At 45.1% G+C, this 24,963-nt stretch carries 21 protein-coding genes and 1 tRNA gene; 15 read left to right on the plus strand and 7 right to left on the minus strand.

All coding sequences use genetic code 11. The features are described from left to right. The first annotated feature begins 383 nt into the window (after positions 1-383). The gene (locus DSM107010_RS14455) at positions 384-758 is read left to right on the plus strand and encodes a hypothetical protein (protein ID WP_127023238.1); all 375 of its coding nucleotides are present in this window, start codon (positions 384-386) and stop codon (positions 756-758) included. Here DSM107010_RS14455 and DSM107010_RS14460 read toward each other — a convergent pair. From DSM107010_RS14460 to DSM107010_RS14475, 4 genes are all read right to left on the minus strand, one after another. Then, the gene (locus DSM107010_RS14460) at positions 747-1,577 is read right to left on the minus strand and encodes a site-specific integrase (protein WP_206751826.1); all 831 of its coding nucleotides are present in this window, start codon (positions 1,575-1,577) and stop codon (positions 747-749) included. The genes DSM107010_RS14455 and DSM107010_RS14460 overlap by 12 nt on opposite strands. Next, a complete protein-coding gene (locus DSM107010_RS14465) occupies positions 1,567-1,923 on the minus strand; it encodes a hypothetical protein (protein WP_148125930.1) in 357 nt (118 codons plus the stop codon). The genes DSM107010_RS14460 and DSM107010_RS14465 overlap by 11 nt, the downstream gene beginning before the upstream one ends. Before the next feature lie 107 nt (positions 1,924-2,030). After that, positions 2,031-2,103: transfer RNA gene (locus DSM107010_RS14470), tRNA-Phe, on the minus strand. Positions 2,104-2,183: 80 nt separating this feature from the next. Next, complete coding sequence (locus tag DSM107010_RS14475; RefSeq protein ID WP_106170944.1) at positions 2,184-3,041, minus strand: metal ABC transporter permease; 858 nt, start codon at positions 3,039-3,041, stop codon at positions 2,184-2,186. Between the two features lie 123 nt (positions 3,042-3,164). Here DSM107010_RS14475 and DSM107010_RS14480 point away from each other — a divergent pair, with 123 nt between their 5' ends. Then, the gene (locus DSM107010_RS14480) at positions 3,165-3,575 is read left to right on the plus strand and encodes an ArsR/SmtB family transcription factor (RefSeq protein WP_015154235.1); all 411 of its coding nucleotides are present in this window, start codon (positions 3,165-3,167) and stop codon (positions 3,573-3,575) included. Here the strand turns inward: DSM107010_RS14480 and DSM107010_RS14485 are convergent. Beyond that, the gene (locus tag DSM107010_RS14485; RefSeq protein ID WP_106170942.1) at positions 3,572-4,792 is read right to left on the minus strand and encodes a PucR family transcriptional regulator; all 1,221 of its coding nucleotides are present in this window, start codon (positions 4,790-4,792) and stop codon (positions 3,572-3,574) included. The two genes, DSM107010_RS14480 and DSM107010_RS14485, sit on opposite strands and share 4 nt — an antisense overlap. A gap of 257 nt (positions 4,793-5,049) precedes the next feature. Here DSM107010_RS14485 and DSM107010_RS14490 point away from each other — a divergent pair, with 257 nt between their 5' ends. The 10 genes from DSM107010_RS14490 (at position 5,050) to waaF (ending at position 15,297) form a co-directional block, all read left to right on the plus strand. Next, entirely contained in the window at positions 5,050-6,153 is a 1,104-nt protein-coding gene (locus tag DSM107010_RS14490) for a glycosyltransferase (RefSeq protein WP_127023244.1), read from the plus strand. A gap of 326 nt (positions 6,154-6,479) precedes the next feature. Beyond that, positions 6,480-7,508, plus strand: coding sequence for a glycosyltransferase family 9 protein (locus DSM107010_RS14495; protein ID WP_106171475.1), 1,029 nt, complete (start codon positions 6,480-6,482; stop codon positions 7,506-7,508). 28 nt (positions 7,509-7,536) lie between these two features. Next, positions 7,537-8,004: a hypothetical protein gene (locus tag DSM107010_RS14500; RefSeq protein WP_127023247.1), complete on the plus strand. Its 468-nt coding sequence runs from the start codon at positions 7,537-7,539 to the stop codon at positions 8,002-8,004. A 113-nt stretch (positions 8,005-8,117) separates the two neighbouring features. Then, entirely contained in the window at positions 8,118-9,074 is a 957-nt protein-coding gene (locus DSM107010_RS14505) for a glycosyltransferase (protein WP_015154240.1), read from the plus strand. After that, entirely contained in the window at positions 9,071-9,193 is a 123-nt protein-coding gene (locus DSM107010_RS42235; protein WP_277871324.1) for a hypothetical protein, read from the plus strand. Before DSM107010_RS14505 ends, DSM107010_RS42235 begins: the two co-directional genes overlap by 4 nt. Positions 9,194-9,251: 58 nt before the next feature. Further along, a complete protein-coding gene (locus DSM107010_RS14510; RefSeq protein WP_127023250.1) occupies positions 9,252-11,153 on the plus strand; it encodes a glycosyltransferase in 1,902 nt (633 codons plus the stop codon). A gap of 43 nt (positions 11,154-11,196) precedes the next feature. Next, a complete protein-coding gene (locus tag DSM107010_RS14515; RefSeq protein ID WP_106165928.1) occupies positions 11,197-11,922 on the plus strand; it encodes an SDR family oxidoreductase in 726 nt (241 codons plus the stop codon). Positions 11,923-11,997: 75 nt separating this feature from the next. Continuing rightward, positions 11,998-12,585, plus strand: coding sequence for a D-glycero-alpha-D-manno-heptose-1,7-bisphosphate 7-phosphatase (locus tag DSM107010_RS14520; RefSeq protein ID WP_015154243.1), 588 nt, complete (start codon positions 11,998-12,000; stop codon positions 12,583-12,585). Between the two features lie 84 nt (positions 12,586-12,669). Then, complete coding sequence (gene rfaE2, locus DSM107010_RS14525) at positions 12,670-14,142, plus strand: D-glycero-beta-D-manno-heptose 1-phosphate adenylyltransferase (RefSeq protein WP_106165929.1); 1,473 nt, start codon at positions 12,670-12,672, stop codon at positions 14,140-14,142. 51 nt (positions 14,143-14,193) lie between these two features. Further along, positions 14,194-15,297 carry a lipopolysaccharide heptosyltransferase II gene (gene waaF, locus DSM107010_RS14530; RefSeq protein ID WP_106165930.1) on the plus strand — a complete coding sequence of 368 codons (1,104 nt, stop codon included), beginning with the start codon at positions 14,194-14,196 and terminating at the stop codon, positions 15,295-15,297. On the opposite strand, the gene DSM107010_RS41255 is transcribed toward waaF, so the two are convergent. Continuing rightward, the gene (locus tag DSM107010_RS41255) at positions 15,269-16,147 is read right to left on the minus strand and encodes a DUF4351 domain-containing protein (protein WP_106165947.1); all 879 of its coding nucleotides are present in this window, start codon (positions 16,145-16,147) and stop codon (positions 15,269-15,271) included. The genes waaF and DSM107010_RS41255 overlap by 29 nt on opposite strands. Before the next feature lie 21 nt (positions 16,148-16,168). Here DSM107010_RS41255 and DSM107010_RS14540 point away from each other — a divergent pair, with 21 nt between their 5' ends. From DSM107010_RS14540 to DSM107010_RS14555, 3 genes are all read left to right on the plus strand, one after another. Next, positions 16,169-16,990 carry a glycosyltransferase family A protein gene (locus tag DSM107010_RS14540; RefSeq protein ID WP_106165931.1) on the plus strand — a complete coding sequence of 274 codons (822 nt, stop codon included), beginning with the start codon at positions 16,169-16,171 and terminating at the stop codon, positions 16,988-16,990. Positions 16,991-16,995: 5 nt separating this feature from the next. Beyond that, positions 16,996-19,413 (plus strand): glycosyltransferase family 9 protein, encoded by a 2,418-nt coding sequence (locus DSM107010_RS39605; RefSeq protein WP_199755547.1) that lies wholly within the window; start codon positions 16,996-16,998, stop codon positions 19,411-19,413. A 418-nt stretch (positions 19,414-19,831) separates the two neighbouring features. Next, positions 19,832-24,178 carry an ATP-binding protein gene (locus DSM107010_RS14555; protein WP_106165932.1) on the plus strand — a complete coding sequence of 1,449 codons (4,347 nt, stop codon included), beginning with the start codon at positions 19,832-19,834 and terminating at the stop codon, positions 24,176-24,178. 23 nt (positions 24,179-24,201) lie between these two features. Here DSM107010_RS14555 and DSM107010_RS14560 read toward each other — a convergent pair whose 3' ends face one another. Continuing rightward, positions 24,202-24,597, minus strand: a complete 396-nt coding sequence (locus DSM107010_RS14560) for a CAAD domain-containing protein (RefSeq protein ID WP_106165933.1) — start codon at positions 24,595-24,597, stop codon at positions 24,202-24,204. Positions 24,598-24,963 lie beyond the last annotated feature (366 nt).

Below are 24,963 nucleotides of genomic sequence, written 5' to 3' on the forward strand. Positions count from 1 at the left end.
AAATCTCCAGGGCTACAACTTATGCCACATCAAAATTCCAATCCAGATATTTATGGTGGTATTGTGGTTGGCGCATCGAAGAGGCTTTTAATACAGGAAAAAGGCTCTTAAGTTTAAGTTACTTGTGGACTGGTTCTGTTAACGGTATTCAATAAAATTACCTAAATTAACGGCGGTCGCAAAGCTTGCTACGACAATAACCAATAAAAATAATTTAGATTCAGGCGTAGTCGAGTAGTAGCAGGACACGAGAATATTACTCTAGATAACAAACATTACTCTTAGCCAAAATAAACTCTGTCCTGTCAGCTATAATCACGGCTACAAAATTCAAAAGGATCGGTGGGTGCTGGTAGGCACGCTAATAATTTTTCACTAAACAGATGGAAGCTGTAGAAGATATCCAACGTGCAATATTGGCTGCAATCAGAGAGCAGACACAGGCAATTCAGTCTTCAGAGAAGACGATTCAGAAAGCGCAGCGCACTCAGCAGCAATTAATAGATGTTTACAGGCGAACGCTAACAGATCGATGGGTAGGATCTGATGATGTTGCCTGTGAATTCGGCATGGCAATATCTGCTCGCTCGATTACCAATCGCATCCAAGACGGTAGACTGGAGCAGGGAATTCACTGGATTAACACTAGTGACGGCGATCGCCCTACTTATTTAATCTGCGTCCGCACGGTAATGGAATACTTCAAAAAACCCCCTCAGAAGCGCCGTCCGCCTAAAAGAAATCGCTTACAAAATTGACGGCACTTGATATTTTTCAATTACCCCTGCATAATGCTCCAGAATTATTCTGGCGCTATTGCCAACCCAGCGAGCAATTTGGGGTATAGGGATATTTTTCTCAATACAGTGAGTAATGAAGGTATGGCGAGTCTGGTACTGATAGCGATAACGAATTCCTTGTTTGAGCAGCACGGACTTCCAAGCACGATTGAGAAAATTGTGGGCATCAATTAGCTTACCCCTAGGGGAGACAAACACAGGGGAATCTGGAATCGGGTTTTCCGATCGCAGGGAAAGCAGCAACTCTCTCAGTTTTTCATCACTAGGAAACTTCCGCTTTCGCGTCTTCGGACCTTTTCGATGACCATCAACCACTGCTTCCTCAAACAAAATAGTAGACAAGTCGTTACTGACGTGCTTCCACTGCAAACTAATAGCTTCAGAAGTACGGCATCCAGTCATGAAGAGAAATTTAACAAATGGCGTGTAGTGCTTGAAATATCTGTCAGTCTCGAATCCCCGTACAATAGCTCCTATCTCTGCTCGGTCAAAGGGATCGATCTCATCCGCCTCAGATTTGGCTACCTTAATTTTGCTTGTCATTCCCTCAAAGGGATTTGACTCTAGTATTGCCCGTTCGACAGCCCATTTACAGCAAGCATTCAGTTGTGCCAGTACCCGTCTAGAAGTGTTTGCGGTTTTAGTAGCAAGCAGGCGATCGCGAAGTGCGATTGCATTCTCTAGATCTAGCTCAGCCAAAGCTACTAAATGATTTCGTACCTTTTTAAAATCTTTATTGAGGGTAGTGATACTGACAGAACTCGCTCTATGCTCCACATACTTGCCCCATAGGTTCAACAATTGAGCTGTAAACGATTGCTCTTGGGATCTTTTCGCGTGTAGGTATGGCTCCTTTGGAAAATTCCCGCTTTGCCAATAAAGAGCCAACTAGCTTAGCCTCGTTCTCAGCATAGGTAAAACCAGCAGGATTGCAGTAAACTCCCAGATAAATTTCTTGGCGAAACGGTTTATCTTTTGTTGAGTTAGGTCGCGGTGGGAGAGTTCCGCGCAAGCACAAGCGATCGCCTCGCTGCTGGACGCTAACCCCTACCTTCCCAGCCTTAAGTCGAGCGTTAATCTGGCGAATTCTCTCCTCAATATCTAGCGCCAAAATTCGCCCCAAAATTCACACCGATTTTACCCGTTAATTCTGCTATTTTTTGCAGTTTTTTACAAGTTGGGGCGTGCGGGATTAACGGCTAGAAACCGCTCTATGAGCTAGATTAGCGATGCCAGGAACCAGAATTGAACTGGTGACACGAGGATTTTCAGTCCTCTGCTCTACCAACTGAGCTATCCCGGCGAAGTTGGTGCGTCAATTTTTGGCGCTTTATTAAGGTAGCAAACTTATCAGACCTTGGCAAGGGTTAGGCGCGAAATTTCTTATGCAGTTTTCCAAATGAGCTTCACCCAACTGAAAATGAATGTAAATAGCAAGAATTGGACGAGAACGATACTAGGACCAGAAGCAAAGTTGAGTAGACCCGATAACATAATGCCGACAATGCTACTAACAACCCCAAGCATCACGGAAATGACTAAAAAACGGGTAAAATGATGACTCACAAGCTTGGCAGTAGCGGCGGGAATGACCAAAAAAGCATTCACCAATAACACGCCTACAGCCTTAATTGCTACGGCTACAGCTAGTGACAGCAAGACAACAAAAGCGTAGCGATAGAGGCGCACGGGGATACCCTGCACCTGTGCCACTGTAGGGTTAAGAGTCAAGAGAATCTGCTGACGCAGCGTAGGTAGTAAGAAAATAACGCTGCCAATTAACACCAAAGAGGTCAAGATCAGATCCGTAGTATCGATCGCCAGAATATCTCCGAATAGGACTCCCATCAAATTGCCGCGATATCCTTGGATCAGGCTGCTGAGGATGACACCTATTGCTAATGCACCCGATAGTACTACACTCAATACGCTATCACTCGACAAATTTGTTTGGTCAATTAAATAGAGGACAACTAAGCCGAATACAAGGGTAAATGGGAGTAGCATCCAGGTAGGATTTAACTGAAGCAAAACCCCTAAAGCAACACCTACCAAAGCTGCATGACCTACAGCATGACTGAAAAAAGATAACTGTCGTAGGGTGACGAAGCTACCCAGGAAACCGCCAAGGATACCCATTAATATCGCTCCTGCGATCGCCCTTTGCATGAAGGGAAACTGAAGCAGTTCGAGTAGGTTATTAACTCCAGCAATAGCAAGCCAGCTAAACTCTAAAATCATTGAACCAACTTATTCTTAAACAGAGCATATCCTAGACCGCGCTATAGTTGGGCTACATAGTTGGGCTATACTTAGGGTGTCTGAAGATTTAATCCAGCAAACACAGTCTTTTATTATCACCCAATGTCAGTTTACTCTGCTTCCGATCGGGCTAAACCAAACTCTACCTCAGAGGCGGATCGTCTTCAGTGCCATCCACCACATCCTGTAGACGTGGATGGAGTTAATCATCTACAAAGCTGCGTCCTGAAAACCGAGAAAGCGCAGCGGATGGCTGAATTTTTTAGCCTCTTAGGAGATGCCAATCGGTTACGAATTCTTTCATTATTGGCACAAAAAGAACTCTGTGTCTGCGATTTAGCCGCCACTCTAGACATGACTGAATCGGCTGTCTCCCATCAGTTGCGGACATTACGTGCTATGCGGTTGGTGAGTTATCGCAAGCAGGGACGCAATGTTTTTTACAACCTCCAAGATAGTCACGTTCTTAATCTCTATCAATCTGTTGCCGAACACTTGGACGAGGAAATCTAGTATTGAAGCTTACGTAATAGCAACGCTAACCGAATTTGTACTGCATCATCAAAGCGCCGTGGGTCGAGACCGATTAACGAAGCTATTTTATCAAGACGATAATTCAGAGTATTGCGGTGAATCAAAAGCTGCTTGGCTGTAGCTGAAGGGCTACAATCACGGGCAAAAAACGCCTCTACGGTTGTTAATAATTCCAATTCGCAATCGAGCGGACTGAGTAAATGCGTGGCTAATTCAATCTTGGTTTGTTCGTCAGCTACGCCAATAAATGCAGCAATTCCCAGACGATCTAAACAATAGACGCGATCGCAACCGTTAAAGCGATGACCGAGTGAGAGTGCCATCCTCGCATCTTGATACGATCGCGCTAAACCAAGAATACCTGGATGATAGCGACCGATACCAATACTAATTGCTGCTCCTGTATCGCTGCGCAAGCGCATTAGCAAAGCGTCACCCGCACGTTTAAGTGCAGCTAGATTCGTCCATAACGCATTCAATGAATCTGTATGATTTCCTCGTTCTGCCCAACTGCCAAGATTTTTGGTATTGCTAGCTTTTAAAACTACCAATTCGCCGTTACCTAAATCGGCACAGATCGTATCATCTGGTAAGTGAAAAAAGTTGACTATGCTGCCGATCGCATATTGCGTGCGGCGGCGTTGTCGCACCGTAGCTTTTTCTAAATTCTTGCCGTCTGATTCACCTGCTGAAGATTTTAATACGTATTGAGCAGCATCGATCAAAATTACCGCTCGCGGAGGTGATAAATCTAGCCCTAATAGCTTTGCCTGCCTTAAAATTTCTGTTTCATCGATAATTTGACCGTGTAACAGATGATTGACGAACTGATTCTTCAGCGCTTGTTGGTTAGGTCGATGGTTCAGTACAGTGGCTTGATTGATTATCAATTCAACTAGAACTTTTGCTAGACGCGGTGAAATTGTTTCACCATTAAATGGTTCTCCAATTGCGACTTCACCTACTTCTGATTTGAGGTGTAGCGGAACTCGTAAATAGTTCGTTTCTTGTTGCTCCTGAAAATGAAAAACTTTGCCAATTCGCTCGCATTTACTACTGGCAACGATAATATTATTACAATTTACTACAAATACTTGAGTTGACAAAAGTTCTGTTATTTTACTTGTTACTAATCGAGCAACTTGTGTAAACTGCGTAGTATGGGTAAAAGATATATGCGTCGAATTACGTTGCATTGAGTTTCAACTTTATTTCTTATACATGTAAATCGTCAGAATCAAGAATTAAAATTATGCGTCTTATCGCTCAAGAATAGCCATTGCTACTCCGGCTTACTTCTGCCTAAAGATATAATTCTTTGTATGTTTATTTGGTAGTTTTATTTACTAAAACTTTTTTAAGTTTTAACGATAACAGAATACACAATTGATGCATTATTAGTATTTCAATAATCAATTGAATCAAAAAATATTGAATCACTGACAAATAACAAATGCAAGTAGTCATTTATACAGATTCCGGCGGAATTGGTGGTGCAGAGATTAGTTTAAGCCACTTGGTTGCTAGCGTTTCAGATCGAATTGAAGTAACAGTCATAGGTACATCTGAGCTTGTCGTGGAAGCGATCGCCCGACAACGCCCTCAAACCGCGAAGATAGTCTTACCTAAGACACCAATTCATTCGCTGTTGGCTCATCTCACAGCTTTATTACAACTACGTCCTGACGTAGTGCATGTTAATCTCTGTACGCCTTGGGCGGGAGCAATGGGTTTAGCTGCTGCTTTAATCTTACCTGGGGCGCGAGTCGTGCGAGTCGATCAACTACCACTACGGACAACGGACTTACTGACTTGGTGGCGGACGCGAGTACTTTCGTTACGAGTTGACGCTCATGTTGCTGTTGGTGAAGCGAGTGCGCGGCTAATGGAAGATTTTTATGCCCTCGGTCGTAATTCGGTGGTTTCCGTTCCTAATTGCGTTCCCGATTTGGCTGAGGAACTTCAACTCTTGACTGTTCGCCCTGAAGGAAAAGTAACAATCGGTAGCGTCGGGCGGCTGGATGCAATGAAAGGACATGACATATTGTTACGAGCGATCGCATCCGTTGATGGAGTGCAACTAGTCATTCTGGGTGAAGGAGACGAACGGGCAAATTTAGAGCAATTAGCGATGGAACTGGGAATAAGCGATCGCGTTAATTTACTCGGCTGGGTAGAAAATCCGCGTGCATACCTACCACAATTCGATATTGTCGCTCAACCATCGCGATCGGAAGGTTTTCCCCTAGCAATTGTAGAGGCGATGCTGGCTGCACGTCCTGTGGTTGCCACTCGCGTCGGTAGCGTGGCTGAAGTAGTTATCGATGGGGAAACAGGATTTCTAGTCAATAGAAATGATGTTGTAGGGCTAGCATCGGCACTAAAACAGTTAAGAGATGATCCGCAATTGCGCTGGCGTTTTGGTCAAAGAGGGCGAGAAATTGCCAAAGCTAATTTTACAGTTAAGCAGATGAGCGATCGCTACGAACTACTGTGGCGCGAATTATTAGCCCGACCTCAAGTACCTAGATTATTTGTTCCTCGTCCTAAAGATTAATAGGTCATTTGTCATTGGTCATTTGTCATTTGTGAGGGGTATAGGGCTGGCATGGCTCGCTTTAGAAAAGCATGGTCTAGGATTGCTATTTTCAAAGATTGCTACAATTATCTAAGTATGAAAAAATACTTCATCCTTTGCGGAAGATCGACACTTTTACGCAAGGTTAAATCTACCTATAGAAAGAAGAAAAAAGATTATTTTTCTCAATTGTGCAATTGCACAATTTTTAGCTGAATAAATCAGTAATTATTTGGACAAATGCCCAATGAAAAAATCTAGACTGCTTGCCTAAGATAGTTGGACAAAAGTAGGCGAGCCAGTCTATGAGTTACAGCCATCGACTCCCAAAAGTATCGCAAGTGGCGATCGCCCGTTGCTTACCAGGACTAGGCGATCTACTATGCATTGTTCCGGCGTTGAGGGCTTTACGTGCTGCGTTACCTGAAGCACGTATGACACTGATTGGTTTACCTAACGCTCAAAGCTTTGTGAAGCGATTCAACTGCTATATAGATGCTTGGTTGGAGTTTCCAGGTTATCCAGGGATTCCTGAAGGATGGCGATCGCCCCAACATACTCAGGCATTTTTAACTCAGGTGCAAGCGCAAGCCTTCGATCTAGTCATTCAAATGCACGGTAGCGGTATTGTGAGTAATTCGTTCGTAGTATTACTAGGAGCGAAATTGAATGCAGGCTTTTTCTTGCCAGGATATTACTGTCCCGATCCAGAGTGGTTTTTACCCTATCCAGATCGAGAAGCAGAAGTAAGACGGCATCTACGTTTGATGGCATTTTTAGACATTCCCTTACAGGGCGAACAACTAGAATTTCCGCTTTGGGAATCTGACTGGTGGGAATTACAACAAATATCTGCGGTGCATGACTTACAATCTCAGCATTATATTTGCATTCATCCAGGTGCAAGTATAAGCAATCGCCGTTGGTCGCCACGTCAATTTGCCCTTGTCGCTGATGCATTAGCTCAACAAGGGTATGCGATCGTTCTCACCGGAACCGTAGCAGAAACAGGTTTAACTGAAGCGGTTGCCGAGGCAATGAATACCCCCGCAATTAACCTAGCAGGACGCACTAGTTTAGGTGCATTAGGGGCATTACTCAAACAAGCTGCACTTTTGGTATGCAACGATACTGGAGTCTCGCATTTAGCATCTGCTTTACAAGTTAAGAGCGTAGTCATATTTTCTAACTCCGATCCCGATCGCTGGAGACCTCTAGATCGCGATCGCCATCGAATTGTTTTTGCTAGCAATGAAGGTGCGATCGCCTCTGTCTTAACTCAAGCAAAAGACCTCTTACAACAGGAGGTAAGCAAGTCAAAAGTTAAAAGTTAAAAGTCAAAAATATGTAACGGCTTATTGTATGCAAATTAATTGGCAACAGATGCGACGTTTGCTCGTTATTTTTGTCGGAGATCTAGAAACAGAATTAACTTTCTTAGAAGGTGAGTTACAGAAAGTACGAGAAACATCAACGGATGCAGAGATTACTTTATTACTCCCTAGAAGTCAAGAGACAGAAAAGGACAAAGGGACAAGGAAGACAAGGGAGACAAGGGAGCTTTTCTCCCCCAGCTTCCCCGACTCCCGACTCCCGACCCCCGACTCCCGCTTGGTCGATCGCATCATCACTCATACAACGACTTGGCAAGATCCAGCTAAAGAAAAAGAATTAGTCGAAAATCTAAGTCAATTTGACTTTGAAGCAGCAATTATCTTAACCAACAACAATGAATCTCCTTATCCCTTTGCTTATTTAGCCTATTTAGCTGAAATTCCGATTCGCATGGGGCGAGCGCGAGAATTTGGCGGTTCAGTTATCAGTGGCTAGTGACTAGAAAGATTCCAGCCACTAACCACCAGCCACCAGCCACTCATTAACTACCAATTACCAATCTCCAAACAATTAATTTTGACTTTTAACTTTTAACTTTTGACTTTTTTATGCGAATTCTCACTTGGCACGTTCACGGTAGCTACTTGTACTACCTAACTCAAGCAAATCATGAGTTTTATTTACCCGTGAAACCTGGCAAACCAGAAGGCTACGGCGGACGTTTACCTGGTTTTATTTGGGGGGACAACGTGCGAGATATTCCAGCTGAAGAAGTACGAAATCTTGAATTTGACTGCATTTTATTTCAGTCGCGCAAAAACTATTTACAAGACCAATACGAAATTCTATCCGAATCGCAGCAACGACTACCTTGCATTTATTTAGAACACGACCCCCCTCAAGAACATCCGACGAATACTAAACATATAGTTGACGATCGCGACGTGCTATTAGTTCACGTCACCCATTTCAATCAATTGATGTGGGATAACGGGCGATCGCCGACTCGCGTTATCGATCATGGCGTAGTTATTCCTACCAACGTGCAATATACAGGAGAAATCGCCAAGGGATTAGTAGTTGCCAACGGTTTAGGCAAACGAGGACGGCGTTTAGGTGCAGATATTTTCGAGCGCGTGCGTCAGTCCGTACCGTTAGATTTAGTTGGAATGGACGCAGAGTCTCTAGGTGGACTAGGAGAAGTTCCCCACGCCCAACTAGCTCAATTTACTGCAAAATACCGTTTTTTCTTTCACCCAGTTCGCTATACCAGTTTGGGGTTAGCAGTATGCGAAGCGATGATGGTAGGGCTACCAATTGTTGGTTTGGCAACCACAGAATTAGCCACAGTGGTAGAAAACGGAATTTCCGGTTACATCGACACCGATCTCGATCGCCTAATTGAGCAAATGCGATCGTTGATTGCTAATCCCGATTTAGCTCATTGCCTCAGCGCAGGGGCAAGACAACAAGCTCAAAAACGCTTCAACATCCAACGATTCACCCGCGACTGGGACGAAGCCTTTTTCTCGGTCGTCCAACGTTCCTTGTCAGCCGCCGCATGAAAAGACAAGGGGGACAAGGGGGACAAGGGGGACAAGGGGGACAAGGGAGACAAGGGGGACAAGGGAGCAGAGGAGAATTAACACGCACCACTCTCTTACCAATGACAAATGACAAATGACAAATAACAATGACAAATGACAAATAACAAATAACAAATGACAAATAACAAATAACAAATGACAAAACACATTGCCCTAATTAGCGAACATGCCACCCCGTTAGGAATTTTTGGGGGGGTTGATAGTGGTGGTCAGAATGTTTATGTGGGTCAGGTAGCAAAACACTTGGCAGCAATTGGTTATAGCGTTGATGTATTCACGCGGCGCGATCGCCCCCAATTACCAGAGGTGGTGGAGTGGCATTGCGGAGTCAGAATTATTCACGTTAGCGCAGGTAAACCGGAGGTATTACCTAAAGAGGCATTACTACCGCATATGGAGGAATTTACTACCAATGCGATCGCTTTTATGGATCGTCAGTGGCGCTACGACCTGATCCACGCCAATTTCTGGATGTCAGCCTTAGTTGCCGCAGAAATTAAGCGCCAACGAGGAATTCCCTTTGTGGTTACGTTTCATGCGTTGGGACGGGTACGGCGTTTGCATCAAGGCAATGCCGATCGATTTCCTGACGAACGCTTTGCAATTGAAGATCGGATCGTGCGGGAAGCCGACAAAATTATTGCCGAGTGTCCCCAAGATCGAGAAGATTTACTTTCCCTTTATCAAGCCGATCCTGAAAAGATTAAGGTGATTCCCTGCGGTTTCGATCGCTCGGAGTTCTGGCAGATCGATCGCTTCCAAGCACGATTGAGTTTAGGTATACCTCAACAGGAAAGGATCGTACTGCAACTCGGTCGCCTAGTTCCTCGTAAAGGTGTGGATAATGCGATCCGAGGGTTTGCGCGTTTGGTCGAGCAGCATGAAATTACAGCACGTTTGCTCATTGTGGGGGGCGAGTCCGTTCATCCCGATCCGCAAATTACGCCTGAGATCGGTCGCTTAAACGCGATCGCATCTACTTTGGGAATCGGCGATCGCGTCACGTTTATCGGTCATCGTGGGCGCGAGGTACTGAAATATTTTTACAGTGCGGCAGATGTCTTTGTGACGACTCCTTGGTACGAACCGTTCGGCATTACCCCTTTAGAAGCAATGGCTTGCGGTACGCCCGTCATCGGCTCGAATGTGGGAGGGATTAAATTTACAGTTAAAGATGGAGAGACGGGATATTTAATTGCACCCAACGAACCGGAAATACTAGGCGATCGCCTTGCCTTTCTGTTCCAAAACCACTCTTTGTTACACCTTTTAGGCAAACAGGCACTCCGCCACGTCGAACGGTGCTTCACCTGGCAAAAGGTTACTAGCGAGATTGCTGCGCTATACGAAACAGTTTTAGCAGGTAGCAAATTGGTTGGTAATTCTATGCATGAATTGGCAGCGATCGCAAGTAGTTTTGATGCAGCAATTCAAGCTTTTCAAGCATCTAAAGCTACCTTGAGTGAAGGAATTCTCGCAGCAGCCAAGCAATTAAGCCACTGCTTTGCCCAAGGGGGAAAAGTCTTAATCTGCGGTAACGGTGGCAGTGCGGCTGAAGCGCAGCATCTGGCTGCCGAATTCGTCGGTCGTTTTCGCTGTCCCTATCGGGCAGGACTACCCGCGATCGCACTAACGGCTGATAGTGCAATTCTGACTGCATGGTCGAATGATGTGGGATATGACGACATTTTCGCCCGACAGGTGAAAACCTTTGCTCAACCTGGAGATATATTGCTCGGTATTAGTACCAGTGGGCGATCGCGTAATGTCATCAACGCTTTCCAAGCAGCACGCCAGCAAAATCTTAGTTGCATTGCCCTCCTTGGTGGTAACGGTGGCGAACTAGTAGGACTTGCAGATATTGTAATTCGCGTTCCTGCCAACGATCCGCAACGAATTCAAGAGGTTCAGTTGTTAGTAGTGCATTTATTGTGCGAATTGGTAGAGGAAAAACTATTAACCGTTCCACAACTATCTGGGAGCAAGGAGCCGGGAGCCGGGAGCCGGGAGCAGTTATCAGTTATCAGTTATCAGTGACCAATTACCCATTACCCAATAACAAATCAAAACGGAAAAAATTATGCAAAATTTAACTGCAAAAGTAGCACTAGTTACAGGTGGCGCACGCGGATTAGGTGAAGCAATTTGTCATATCTTAGCTGATGCAGGAATTACCACCATTATTGCTGATGTTCGTCTTGAATTAGCAGAAAAAGTTGCGCAAAGCTTACGCGATAGCGGCAAAGAAGCAATGGCAGTTGCACTTGATGTTACTAATGCCGCACAAATTGAAACTGCGATCGCAAAAATTGTTTCTCAGTACGGCAGAATAGATGTCTTAGTTAATAACGCAGGCGTAGATTTAACCGTTTCGATTGAAGAAATGCCCGTTCAAGAATGGGAGCGTATTCTCAATGTGAATTTAACGGGACCCTTTATCATGTCTAAAGCCGTTTTTACCCCAATGAGAGAACAGGGAGGCGGTTTTATTATTAATATTACTTCGACGGCCGCTAAACGAGCGTGGGCGAACGCCTCAGCTTACCACGCTAGTAAATGGGGATTATTAGGCTTTTCTCATGCTCTACATGTTGAAGGTAGACCGCACAATATTAAAGTGACTGCTGTAGTGGCTGGCGGGATGCGAACCCCTTTCTTAACAGAACGTTTTCCCGAACTCGATTTAAGCACATTGCAAGATCCAAAAAACGTTGCTCAAACAGTTTTATATCTATTAATGCAACCAGCCGATACGGTAATTCCAGAAATCATGGTTTTACCAATGAAAGAAAGTTCTTGGCCCTAATTCAATTTTAGATTTTGGATTAAGTCTACTTTTGCCCTCTACTCCCTACTCCCTGCTCCCTGCTCCCTACTAAATATGAAAGCAGTTTTTCTGGATAAAGATGGTACTTTAATTGAAGATGTTCCTTACAACATCGATCCAGATAGAATTCGACTTTGTGCAGGTGCATTAGAAGCAGTGCAAATGTTAGCCGCTGCTGACTACCAAATCTTTATTATTACAAACCAATCTGGTATAGCACGCGGCTACTTTCCAGAAAGCGCTCTCATAAATGTAGAGAAACATTTGCGGCAATTATTGGCTACTGCTGGTGTTTCTCTAGCCAGTTTTTATTATTGTCCTCACCACCCTCAAGGAGTTATCACAGAATTTGCGATTGATTGCGACTGTCGTAAACCCAATCCTGGCTTGCTGAAAAAAGCAGCAAAGGAACACTCAATTAAATTAGATCGATCTTGGATGATTGGTGACATTTTAAATGATATTGAAGCAGGAAATATAGCAGGTTGCCGCACAATTTTAATTGACAATGGCAATGAAAATGAATGGCAAATATCGCGATCGCGATTACCCAACTTTATCGTAAATAACTTACGGGAAGCTGCTGCGGTAATTATGGCAAGCGATCGCTCACCTCCACAAAAAAAACACCCCTATTCTTAGCATTCTTCATATCTAGAACGCGAGAAACCCTTTGCGACTCTGCGCCTTTGCGCGACACAAAAACAAAACTATGGAATATAAATTATGATTGCCCAACAGTATCTCGATAAATGGACAAACTTGCACGTTCTTGCGATCGGCGAGGCAATGTTAGACTGTTACTTAGAAGGAACCTCTAACCGCCTTTGCCGAGAAGCACCCGTTCCCATCGTCGATATTAATAGCTTGAAAGACGTACCTGGAGGTGCAGCAAATACTGCAGCAAATATCGCTCGTTTGGGAGCAAGTGTATCATTTCTATCAGTCATAGGAACCGATTTAGAAGGCGATCGCTTAAAACGAACTCTTCAAGAACGAGGAATTTCCACTCATAATTTAATCGCTTCTACCCAAAGGCAAACTTTACTCAAACAACGCATTTCCTCTGACTCTCAATTACTCCTAAGGTGCGATCGTGGTAGTACAGAAAACATCGATCCTCAAATTGAAAACCAACTGATCGAAAACTTAAACCGTCTTTATCCAACTTGTGACGCAACTGTAATTTCAGATTACGGTGGTGGAATTCTCACCCCAAGAATTATTCAGACAATAGCTCAACTTCAAACACAATATCCTCGAACTATAGTTGTTGATTCTAAACAGTTGAAAAATTTTCAGTTTGTTAATATCACTGCAATTAAACCCAACTATCAGCAAGCTATTCAACTATTAGAGATCTCAGCTTTAAAAGGAAAAGAACGAATTCAGCAAATTGTAGACTGGGGAGCAAAACTACTCGATTTAATTAACACTCAACTCGCCGCAGTCACTCTAGATGCCGAGGGAGCCATCATTTTTGAGCGTAACAATCCACCCTATATTATCCCTTCCCATCCCACGTCCAACAGCCAAGCAACAGGCGCAGGAGATACATTCGTAAGCGGCTTAACCCTTGCCTTAGCCGCAGGTGCAGCAGGAAAACTTGCCGCATCAATTGCATCTGCAACAGCAGCAATTGTGGTAACTCAACCAGGTACGACGACTTGTAGCTTATCAGCATTACACCAGTCTCTTTCCGGTAATCAAAAACTAGTTGTCAGTCGGGAATCGCTAGTAACTTCGATCCAAGAACACCGCAATTGGAAACACAAAATTGTGTTTACCAATGGTTGTTTCGATCTTCTACATCTCGGACACGTTACCTATCTAAAACAAGCAAAACAATTAGGAGATATTCTCATCGTTGGTGTTAACTCAGATGAGAGTATTCGACAATTAAAAGGTGCAAATCGTCCTGTAAATTGTTTGAGCGATCGCTTGGCAATTCTCTCGGCTTTGGAAAGCGTCGATTATGTCATTCCTTTTGCCGAATCAACCCCCAGCGAACTGATTAAAATTATTCGTCCTGATATTTACGTTAAAGGAGGAGACTACACCCCAGAAATGCTACCCGAAGTTCCTCTAATAGAAGAACTAGGCGGCGAAGTCAAAATCTTACCTTACGTCAGTAACATTTCTACAACCGCAATAGTCAACCGCATCTATCAAACCTTCTCCAAACTCCCCTCAATCTAATTACCTTGCCATCTTTGCGCCTTTGCGTCTTTGCGCGACACAAAAATATCTATGTCACCAACCTGGAATACCGCCAAAAAAATTCTCTGTGTCAGACTAGACACGATTGGCGATGTGATTATGACAACTCCCGCCATCCGTGCTTTAAAAACTTCCCACTGCGATCGCCATATTACCTTAATGACTTCTTCAGCAGGTGCTGTAGTTGCACCACTTTTGTCAGATATTGATGACTTAATCGTTTACGATTCTCCCTGGTTAAAAGCAACTGCAACCCGCCAAAATAGCGAGCCTGAATATGCGATTATCTCCGAACTTAAAGCCAGAAATTTTGACGCAGCAGTCATTTTTACGGTTTACAGTCAAAGTCCTCTACCCACTGCCTTTCTTTGCTACATGGCAGGTATTCCACTGCGATTAGCGCATTGTCATGAAAACCCTTATCAATTACTAACCGATTGGATTAAAGATCCAGAACCAGAAAATTTCACCCGTCACGAAGTTCAACGTCAACTCGATTTAGTCGCCAGCATTGGTAGTAAAGTTGAAGATAAACGCTTGCGAGTACAGATATCAGAAATTGCGAGAAAAAATATTCAAAACTTACTTGAGGAAATTAGAATTAATTTCAGCCAACCTTGGATTATTATGCATCCAGGTGCAACAGCAATTTCTCGTCGCTATCCTCCAGAAAGTTTTGCGATCGCCGCACGTAAATTAGTGCAAGACTATAATATTCAAGTTATTTTTACAGGTATAGAATCGGAAATAGAACTCGTCGAATCAATTCGCTTACAAATGCGATCGCCTTCTTTTTCTCTCGTTAATAGACTAAACTTATCCGAACTTACTGCATTAGTAGAAAAAGCACATTTATTAATATCTAATAATACTGCGCCCGTACATATTGCTGCCGCAGTTGGGACACCAGTTGTCGATCTTTATGCTTTAACTAACCCACAACACACCCCTTGGGAAGTTTTAAATCGCGTTATTTTTCACGACGTTCCTTGTCGGATTTGTTATAAAAGCATTTGTCCTGAAGGACATTACCACTGCTTGCGCCTAGTCGAACCTGAACGAGTTGTAAATGCTGCGTTAGAACTATTGCAGGTTCGTCAGCCAGCTATGCCTGTTCGCGCAACCAAGTTGTGAGAGCGGTAACATCTGTAAAATCAAGGAGGGCTTCTGCTAATGCTTCCAACTGAGTAGTAGTTAATGTCTGAATTTGTGCCTCAATTTCGGGAGGAATACTACCAAGCCGCCGTCTTAACTGACGCAGAACCAGTGTAGCTTCTCCTTGTTGTAATCCTTGTTGTAATCCTTGTTGTAATCCTTGTTGTAATCCTTGTTGTAATCCTTGTTCTAGTCCTTCCGCCAAAATGACTTGGTAAAAAGCAGATTCACGCATGATTTCTCTCCTGAACAACTGTTGGATTAAATTTGTGTCAAATCTCAAACCCGCTAAAATTCCCGTACAAACTGAGAGATCTTGCTGTTGAGTGGGTGCTTCAATCTCAGCTATCTGTTGAGCAACTTGAGCCAACAGAGTTTGAGGTGAATCGGCTTGAGTCAAGGGTGCAAAGGGTAATAAACCTGGGTTAGTCAGAAACAAAGCGGGGTTTTGTTCCCATAGGCGAATGATTCGATAGCGGTGTCTAGTGTTTGTATCTTCATAATAGTCAACTCTAGCGAGTTCTGAAGTTGTCTGTTGTAAAAAAATCACAATCTGCTCAATGTCGCAGTTATATTGCCGTTTTAGTCTGACATAATAATCCAGCATTCGGAAAGAGAAAGGAGGAGTTGAATAAGGGAGAGTTTGAAATTCTAAGTGCAGGAGGCAATTAGCGGTTTGAATAAAGGTAACAGCATCAGCTCGAATGGGTTCGGGAGTCAACTCAGTTTTGAGAACTTGAATTTCCTCAGTGTCAATCTCAAGTAACCATCGGACAAAATCAGCAGGATATTCTTCAGCTAAATATTTACAGGCGTTATCGTAACTCAATTTTCTATTTGGAGCCAAATTGTGACGAAAGACGATTATAGAACAATTGATGTCTTAATTCCAACCTGCGGTCGCCCAGCAGCTTTAGCTGTAACTTTAGCTAGCCTTTGCGCCCAAACTTATCGAGATTTTCAAGTAATTATTTCCGATCAAACTGAAGATCGAGATATATTTGAAACTCGGGAAGTACAAGCAGTGATGCGAGTACTTGAAGTCCACGGACATTTAGTTAAAACTTACAAGAATTTACCTCGGCGTGGCATTGCCGAACAACGTCAATTTTTATTAGATAAAGCGAATGCTACCTATGTCATTTTTTTAGATGATGATATAATTTTGGAACCTTATGTCCTCCAAAATTTACTTACAGCTATTCAAGAGGAAAAATGCGGTTTTGTAGGAAATGCATTTATCGGTCTTAGTTTTATTAACGATATTCGTCCCCACGAACAAAATATTGAGTTTTGGGACACACCAGTAACGCCAGAAGTCGTGAAATCTGGAACCCCAGCTTGGGAACGGTGGCGCTTGCACAATGCAGCAAACTTACATCACATTCAACAACGCTTTAACATTACTAGCGATCGCCCGCGTAAATATCGTATAGCCTGGGCAAGCGGTTGTGCCATCTACGATCGCCAAAAATTATTAGATATCGGCGGATACAACTTTTGGCAAGAACTTCCTCCCCATGCTTGCGGCGAGGACGTGTTAGTACAATTGCGGCTGATGGCAAAGTATGGCGGTTGCGGTTTACTTCCATCAGGAGCATATCATCAAGAATTACCAACCACAATTAGCGATCGCAGCGTTGACGCGCCACACTTATTACCAATCTGTTAGTCAAAGTGAAACGAATTTTATTTATTGAATTATTGGGAGGAATTGGGGATTTAATTATCGCGCTACCAGCGATTAAAGCTTTGGCATTGTCCCATCCTCAAGCACGGATCGCGGTGCTAACTTTTCCTCCAGGTGGCGAACTGCTACAAAGCGATCGCCACATACATGAAGTCATTTTTGCCCAGCGAGGAGCAGCCCGTCAATCGGTCGAGCAGATTCTGATTCAACAGAATTTCGATCTAATTGTTTCTGATGTCAATTATGATGGCATCGCCGAGCTAATTCACAATAGCGGTGCTAAACGCACGGTAACGAATTTATGGCGCAACCCGCCTGATAACCAACTCATAAGCGATCGCTTTTGTCAAATTTTATATGAAGAGGGTTTAATTGCAACTGCTGGACTACGCCACGGAAGATCCCCCCTAGCCCCCCTTAATAAGGGGGGAACGCCACCTCTCGTTCCCCACGAACAGGAAACGCCTCTTCTAGCCCTCCTTGAGGAAACGCCACCTCTCGTTCCCCACGAACAGGAAACGCCTCTTCTAGCCCCCCTTGAGGGAACGCCACCTCTCGTTCCCCACGAACAGGAAACGCCTCTTCTAGCCCCCCTTTTTAAGGGGGGTTGGGGGGATCTGATTCACCTACTAGAAAGTGAAATAGCTACAGCTCGACAAACAATTGGAGCCGCATACCGTCCCTTGGTCTTCCTCATTCCCGATTCGGCAATGCCAATCAAGCGGTGGTCAACACAGAATTTCGTTACAGTTGGCAAAGCCTTACAACAGAAATATAACGCCACCATTGTTGTTACGGGAGGCGACGATGAAGAGATGGCGCGGCAGATTAAGGCAGAAATTGGCAAGACAGCACGAATTTGGCAACGGGGAACTCTACGGGAACTCGCAGCTGGTTTATCCCAAGCAGATTTAGCGATCGCAGTTGATACCGGACCCGCTCACCTTGCTGCTGCTCTTAACGTGCCTACTATTACCCTCTTCGGTCCTGCTTGGCACGAACGCTACGGACAACCCGCACCTCATATCAATTTGCAGGGTTATTCCGAATGTTCCGAACGAGTCGTCCGCAACTTTACCGAACAAAGCTGTTGGTACAGTGGTGTTTGTCCTTTCAATTGGCACTCCTGTACGGAGGATATATCTGTTGAATCTGTTTTGGCAGCAGCGGCGAAATTCTTGGATCGGCAGGAGGAGCTTGACGATCCCCCCCTGCCCCCCTTAAAAAGGGGGGAGTTAGAAGCGGTGCGAGATACTGCTATCCCTCCGCCTCCAGCAGAGGCGCGAGAAACTACTGCTCCCTCACCTCAACTAGTAGCGCCAGAAACTACTGCCCCCCTTTTTAAGGGGGGTTGGGGGGATCTCCGCAACATCCTAGTCATGCGCCTAGATAATATTGGTGATGTCATCATGACTAGTCCTGTCCTGCGAACGATTAAAGAAAACCTTCCCACTGCCAAATTAACTTTAATGGCAAGCCCAGCCGGGGCATTGACACAACCTCTACTGCCGTGGGTAGATGAAGTCTTATCCTGGCGAGTCCTATGGCAAGATTTGGGACGATTGGACTTCGATCCGGCGCGAGAATGGAAACTAATTGAGACTTTAAACCAACGTCAATTTGATGCGGCAATTATTTTGACAAGTTTTAGTCAAAGCCCTTACCCAGCTGCTTTAGTTTGCTATTTAGCCGGAATTGGATTGCGTTTAGGAGAATCGAAGGAGTCGGGACAAGGAATATTAACGCATTGGGTTGACCCCTTACCGGATGAAATTCACCAAGTAGAGCGGAATTTGCGCTTAATTGAAGCAGTTGGGTTTAAAGTGCGCGATCGCCGTCTTTGCTTGCACGTTCCTCAAACTATAACAGCAGCAATCCCAAATTCTTACATCTTGCTCAATCCCTGGACGACTTGCCAATCTCGCAACTACGACGACTGCCGCTTTGCAATAGCAGCCCGTCAATTATCTCAAATTACAAGTTTACCTATTGTCGTCACGGGAACCAATAAGGATCGCGATCGCGCCCGCCCCTTACTCGATATTTTAGGCGACGCGATCGATCTGATTGGTGCGACTAGTCTCGCTGAATTTGCTGCCCTGATTGCCAATGCCCGATTGGTTCTAACCAATAACACATCTACCATGCATATTGCTGATGCTACCAACACTCCAAGCGTCATTCTCTTTGCTGGTACTGAACTCGAATCTCAATGGCAACCCCGCCATGCTCCTGTCAAACTTCTCCGCCGTCCCACAGTTTGCAGTCCTTGCTATGCCTTCACCTGTCCCTACAACATGGAATGTTTAGATATTTCCCCAGAGGAGGTGATTGCAGCTGGATTGGAAATGCTCGATCGAACCAATTCAAATTTCAAAATTTTAGAAGGTACAAGAACCTACTAGAACAATTCAAAAGTTAAAAGTTAAATGTCAAAATAGAGCGTATTGCTGCTTCAATTTTCTCAGAATTTTATTTAGAAGATTATCGAAAAGTCGATCGAGCGATAGACGATTGATTTACTCCTGGCTGCCGCATCCCAGTTCAAGAAAGGAAATCTTTTTTATAATTAAGTTTAGCGATCGAGTGTAGCTAGATAAAAACTCCAAAATTCTGTCTTGAGATAGAAACTTATTTCTATCTTATGGGGGATAGTATGAAATAAATTAGCTCAGTGTCACATTTGTCCGGACTTATGCACCTTTCTCTAAATCCATTACTAATACAAGCGATCGTCCTCGAACAGCCAACAATTATTAGCCCGAAGCGGCAACTACCACTAAGCTCAGAGATGACTCAAAAGTAGAGCGGCAGAGAGAAAGAATGACGCAAGAGTCAATATCATCCAGCAATGCCAATACCAATTTTCTGCTTGGTGGCGGCGAGATGGGCGCGCGGATGCGAGAAAAAGATTGGTCGAAAACGTCGCTGGGTGTACCGCAGCATTGGTCGCAGAGTCTGAAAACCGCCGTGCGGATTATGCTGACTTGTCGCCAACCGATGTTTGTCTGGTGGGGTGAGGAGCTAATAAATCTCTACAACGATGCCTACAGAGCCGTTCTTGGCAGCAAACATCCAGACGCACTAGGGCAACCTGCCGCTGATATTTGGCGGGAGATTTGGGATCGGGTTGGTCCTCGTGCGGAATCGGTACTGCTCAAAAATGAAGGCACTTTCGACGAATCGTTGCTGCTGATTATGGAGCGCAACGGCTACCCAGAGGAAACCTACTATACATTCTCCTATAGCCCAATCCCAGACGATCGCGGTGGTACAGGTGGCATCATCTGTGCTTGTACGGAAGACACGCAGCGCGTTATCGGCGAACGTCAGTTGATACTGTTGCAGGAATTAGCAGCTAAAACAGCAGATGCACGGACATTTGATGCAGCCTGTAGGCTGAGCGCTAGCTGTTTGGCAACCAATCTTTACGATCTGCCCTTCGCCGCCATATATTTAGTCGAGCCAGAGCAGCAATGCCTTTCTCTGGCTGGGACGAGTGGGATCGAGCGTTTTCACGCAGTAGCCCCCGAAACAGTTGCATTAGATGAGAATTCGGTTTTGCCCTTTGCCCGGGTGTTAAAGACACAACAGGCAATGCTAGTTTCCGATCTAGAGTCGCATTTTAGCAATCTACCGATGGGTGCTTGGCAGCGATCGCCTCATCAAGCTGTAGCCGTACCGATTGCTTCCTCCGGTCAGACAGGGAAGGCAGGGATATTAGTTGCTGGTTTGAATCCGTTTCGGCTGTTCGACGATAACTACAAAGGATTCATCGATCTGGTAGCAGCGCAGATTGCTGCGAGTATTGCCAATGCCCAAGCTTACGAAGAAGAACGCAAACGGGCAGAGGCTTTAGCAGAAATCGATCGCGCCAAAACTGTTTTTTTTAGCAATGTGTCACATGAATTTCGTACCCCACTGACTTTGATGTTGGGTCCAATAGAAGAAACCTTGCTCCGCTGCTCTAGCCTCCTACCGCTAGAAGACCGCAAACAGTTGGAGATGGTGCAGCGCAACGGACTCCGCTTGCTGAAATTGGTCAATACGCTACTCGAGTTTTCTCGAATTGAAGCCGGACGGCTGCAAGCCTCCTACGAACCCACCGATCTAGCTAGCTTTACCGCCGAACTAGCCAGCGTCTTTCGTGCCGCGATCGAAAAAGCCGGAATGCGCTTATCGGTTAATTGCCCGCCCATACCTGCACCCGTGTACGTGGATCGGGAAATGTGGGAAAAAATTGTTTTAAACTTGATCTCAAATGCTTTCAAGTTCACGCTGGCTGGAGAAATTACCGTCAGTTTGCAGTGGTTAGGCGATTGCGTCCAGCTGAGTATACAAGATACCGGAATCGGAATTCCCGCTGCCGAAATTCCCCATTTATTTGAACGTTTTCACCGCGTTAAAGGAGCGCAAGGGCGCACTTTTGAAGGGTCGGGAATTGGTTTATCTTTGGTGAGAGAATTGGTACAAATGCACGGTGGTACGGTGCAAGTCACCAGCGTTCTAGGATCGGGCAGTTGCTTCACCGTGTCGATTCCTACAGGGAAAGCTCATTTACCTCCAGAGCGGATTAGCAGCCCGCGAATTCTAGCTTCAACCGCATTAGGTACAGCTCCCTATGTTGAAGAAGCACTGCGCTGGCTACCAGAAGCAGGGAGCAGGGAGCAGGGAGTAGGGAGCAGTTATGAAGAATTACACCCAACTCCCGACTCCCCAGTACGGGGGCACAGCAGTGCGCCCCTACCGACTCCCGCTTCCCCTACCTACATTCTCCTTGCTGATGACAACTCAGACATGCGCGATTATGTCAAGCGTTTGCTAGGTCGGGAATACGAAGTCAAAGCTGTGTCAGATGGATTAGCTGCCTTGGCTGCCGTTCGCGACCATCGCCTTCCCGACTTGGTGTTAACTGACGTAATGATGCCGGGACTCGATGGTTTTGGACTGTTGCAAGCACTACGAGCCGATCCCCAGACCAGGGAAGTGCCAATAATTCTCCTCTCGGCACGGGCGGGAGAAGAGGCACGAGTCGAAGGGTTGGAAGCAGGAGCCGATGATTATTTGATCAAACCCTTTTCTGCCCGCGAGTTGTTAGCGCGAGTCGAAGCAACCCTGAAGCTGTCGCAAATGCGGCAAGAGGCAGCGCGGCGGGAACAAATCATACTCGAACGGGTGACAGATGCATTTATTGCCTTCGATCGCGAGTTTCGCTATACCTATGTCAACCCAGCAGCAGCAAAATTGACGCAAAAAACACCAGAAGACTTGCTGGGTAAAACTTTGTGGGAAGTATTTCCCGATACAATTGGCAGTCGGTTTGAATCTGAATATCGTCGAGCCCTCTTCGAGCAAGTTAAGGTTGAGTTTGAGGAATATTATCAACCATACGACATGTGGGTTGAAGTTCACGCTTACCCCTCATCCAGTGGGCTTTCCCTCTACTATCGGGATATTAGCGATCGCAAACAAGCTGAGGAAGCCCTGCGAAAGAGTGAAGAACTGAAGGGACGCATTTTAGAAAGCAGTCAAGACTGCATTAAAGTTTTATCCTTAGATGGGCGACTCCTTTACGTGAATACAGGCGGCTTGGCTCTTCTAGAAATTGACAATCCTACAGCTTTCCTCGACACGAACTGGCTTGATTACTGGCAGGGTGAAGATCGCCAAAGTGCAGAAGCAGCGATCGCCGTAGCCAAAGCGGGCAATGTCGGTCAATTTCAAGGCTTCTGTCCCACGGCAAAGGGCAAGCCGAAGTGGTGGGATGTCATAATCACGCCGATCCGAGATGCATCGGGACAGGTTGCACAACTGCTATCAATCTCACGCGATATCACCAAGCAAAAACAAGCTGAAGCCGAACGCGAACAACTGCTGGAGCAGGAACGAGTAGCACGGGAAGAAGCCCAAGCTGCCAATCGAATTAAAGATGAGTTTCTGGCTGTACTATCCCATGAATTGCGATCGCCCCTCAACCCGATACTAGGTTGGACAAAACTGCTGCGTTCTCGCAAATTTGACGCACAAGCAACAGATCGCGCCCTAGAAACGATCGAGCGCAATGCCAAACTACAAACGCAACTCATTGAAGACTTGTTAGATGTCTCGCGCATATTACAAGGAAAAATGGCGCTCAACATCGCCCCGATCAACTTAACCACTACAATTGAGGCAGCTATAGAAACCGTGCGGTTGGCAGCACGAGCAAAAAACATTCAGATTCAAACTCAATTTGCCCCCAACGTAGGATTAGTCTGTGGGGATGCAAATCGTCTCCAACAAGTTGTGTGGAATTTACTCTCTAATGCCGTTAAATTCACCCCGTCAGGGGGGCGGATTGAGGTTTCGCTGATGGGAGTAGCTTCGGGAATCGGGAGTCGGGAGTCGGGAGTCGGGGACAAGGGAGACAAGGGAGACAAGGAAGCAATTCCAGCCGCCAGCCACCAGCCACTCAGTAACTACCAACTACCAATTACCAATTACCAATTACCAATTACCAACTACGCTAAAATCCAAGTCAGCGACACTGGAAAAGGAATTAATTCAGACTTCTTACCATACGTATTTGATTACTTCCGGCAAGAAGATGGGATAACGACACGAAAATTTGGCGGATTAGGATTAGGGCTGGCAATTGTACGCCACATCACCGAGTTACATGGGGGTACAGTCAAAGCCGAAAGCCTTGGAGAAGGAAAGGGAGCAACTTTCACCGTCAGTTTACCTCTGCTTCAGGATGAAAACCCAGAAATGAGCGATCGAAGCGCCACTTCATCCTTTCTTGCCTGTCCTTTACAAGGTATTCGCGTGTTAGTCGTAGATGATGAAGCCGATATGTTGAATTTAGCTCAATTCGTTTTAGAACAGTATGGGGCAGAAGTGCAGGTCGCAGCATCGGCAGCAGAAGCAATGCTTATCTTCGATCGCTTCGTCCCTAACGTTTTGATTAGCGATATTGGAATGCCAGATCTCGATGGCTACATGTTAATGCAACAAGTCAGGCAGCGATCGCCGCAAGCAGGGGGGCAAGTTTCGGCAATTGCCCTAACTGCCTACGCTGGAGAGTGCGATCGCCAACTTGCAAGGCAAGCAGGATTTCAGCTACATCTGCCAAAACCTGTAGAACCAGAGCAGTTAGTGCAGGCGATCGCCGTTCTGTGCGATCGATAGTCAGCAGATATCAATCCGATCGTTTATTCAAAAAGTGACTGTAACTTACTTGCCAATTCCTCCCGATTAGATTTTGTCCGCAGATATCGATAGACAAACCACACCGAATAGAAAATTCCGATTAGTTGAAACGTCGGTGCTAATAATGGAATGCTGTTGAGAGCAGCCAAGACTGCAAACAACACTCTGAGTGCAATTAAGGCAACAAAAATTAAAAGAATGCTCGTAATTGGTTGTTTGTATTGTTGCCAGAAGCTACTAACGTGTTTCGGTAGTTCCGCAAAAAAAGCAACTATATTGTTACCGATCTGCCGTCCCTGCATTTCAAGTTGTTTTGCAGTCGATGGTGTTGTTAGAGATGTAGATTCTGCCGTTTCTCTAACTTCTGAAGTGTCGGTCATGTATTCTGTCTGTTGCATTTGGCTCTCCTTGTCAGAAAATATACAAGTTTTTTTGCAATATTGCTTTGCTACTGGCGGTTAGCAAAATGACGATCGATGAAAATAATTACCTGCTTACCTATTCAGTTGAGCAGGGGTAACTGTGCAGTCTAAACAATGCCTATCATCGGGATCTCCTCCAGTTTTGCCTACTTATTATTTATGATATTCATGTCCGACGCACGCTCGTACTGCTGCATCTGATGCAATATATCCATTAAGCTAGCTGATAACTAAGCCTGCTGTTTCTACCGTAAGTTATGTGTTTTTTTCTGCCTTCCTCACACTGAGAAATTAATAGCAGTATTCTGAGCGATCGTCCGTTGGCATTAGATATGCGAGTTG

The organism is Chroococcidiopsis cubana SAG 39.79, assembly GCF_003991895.1.
GTDB lineage: Bacteria > Cyanobacteriota > Cyanobacteriia > Cyanobacteriales > Chroococcidiopsidaceae > Chroococcidiopsis > Chroococcidiopsis thermalis.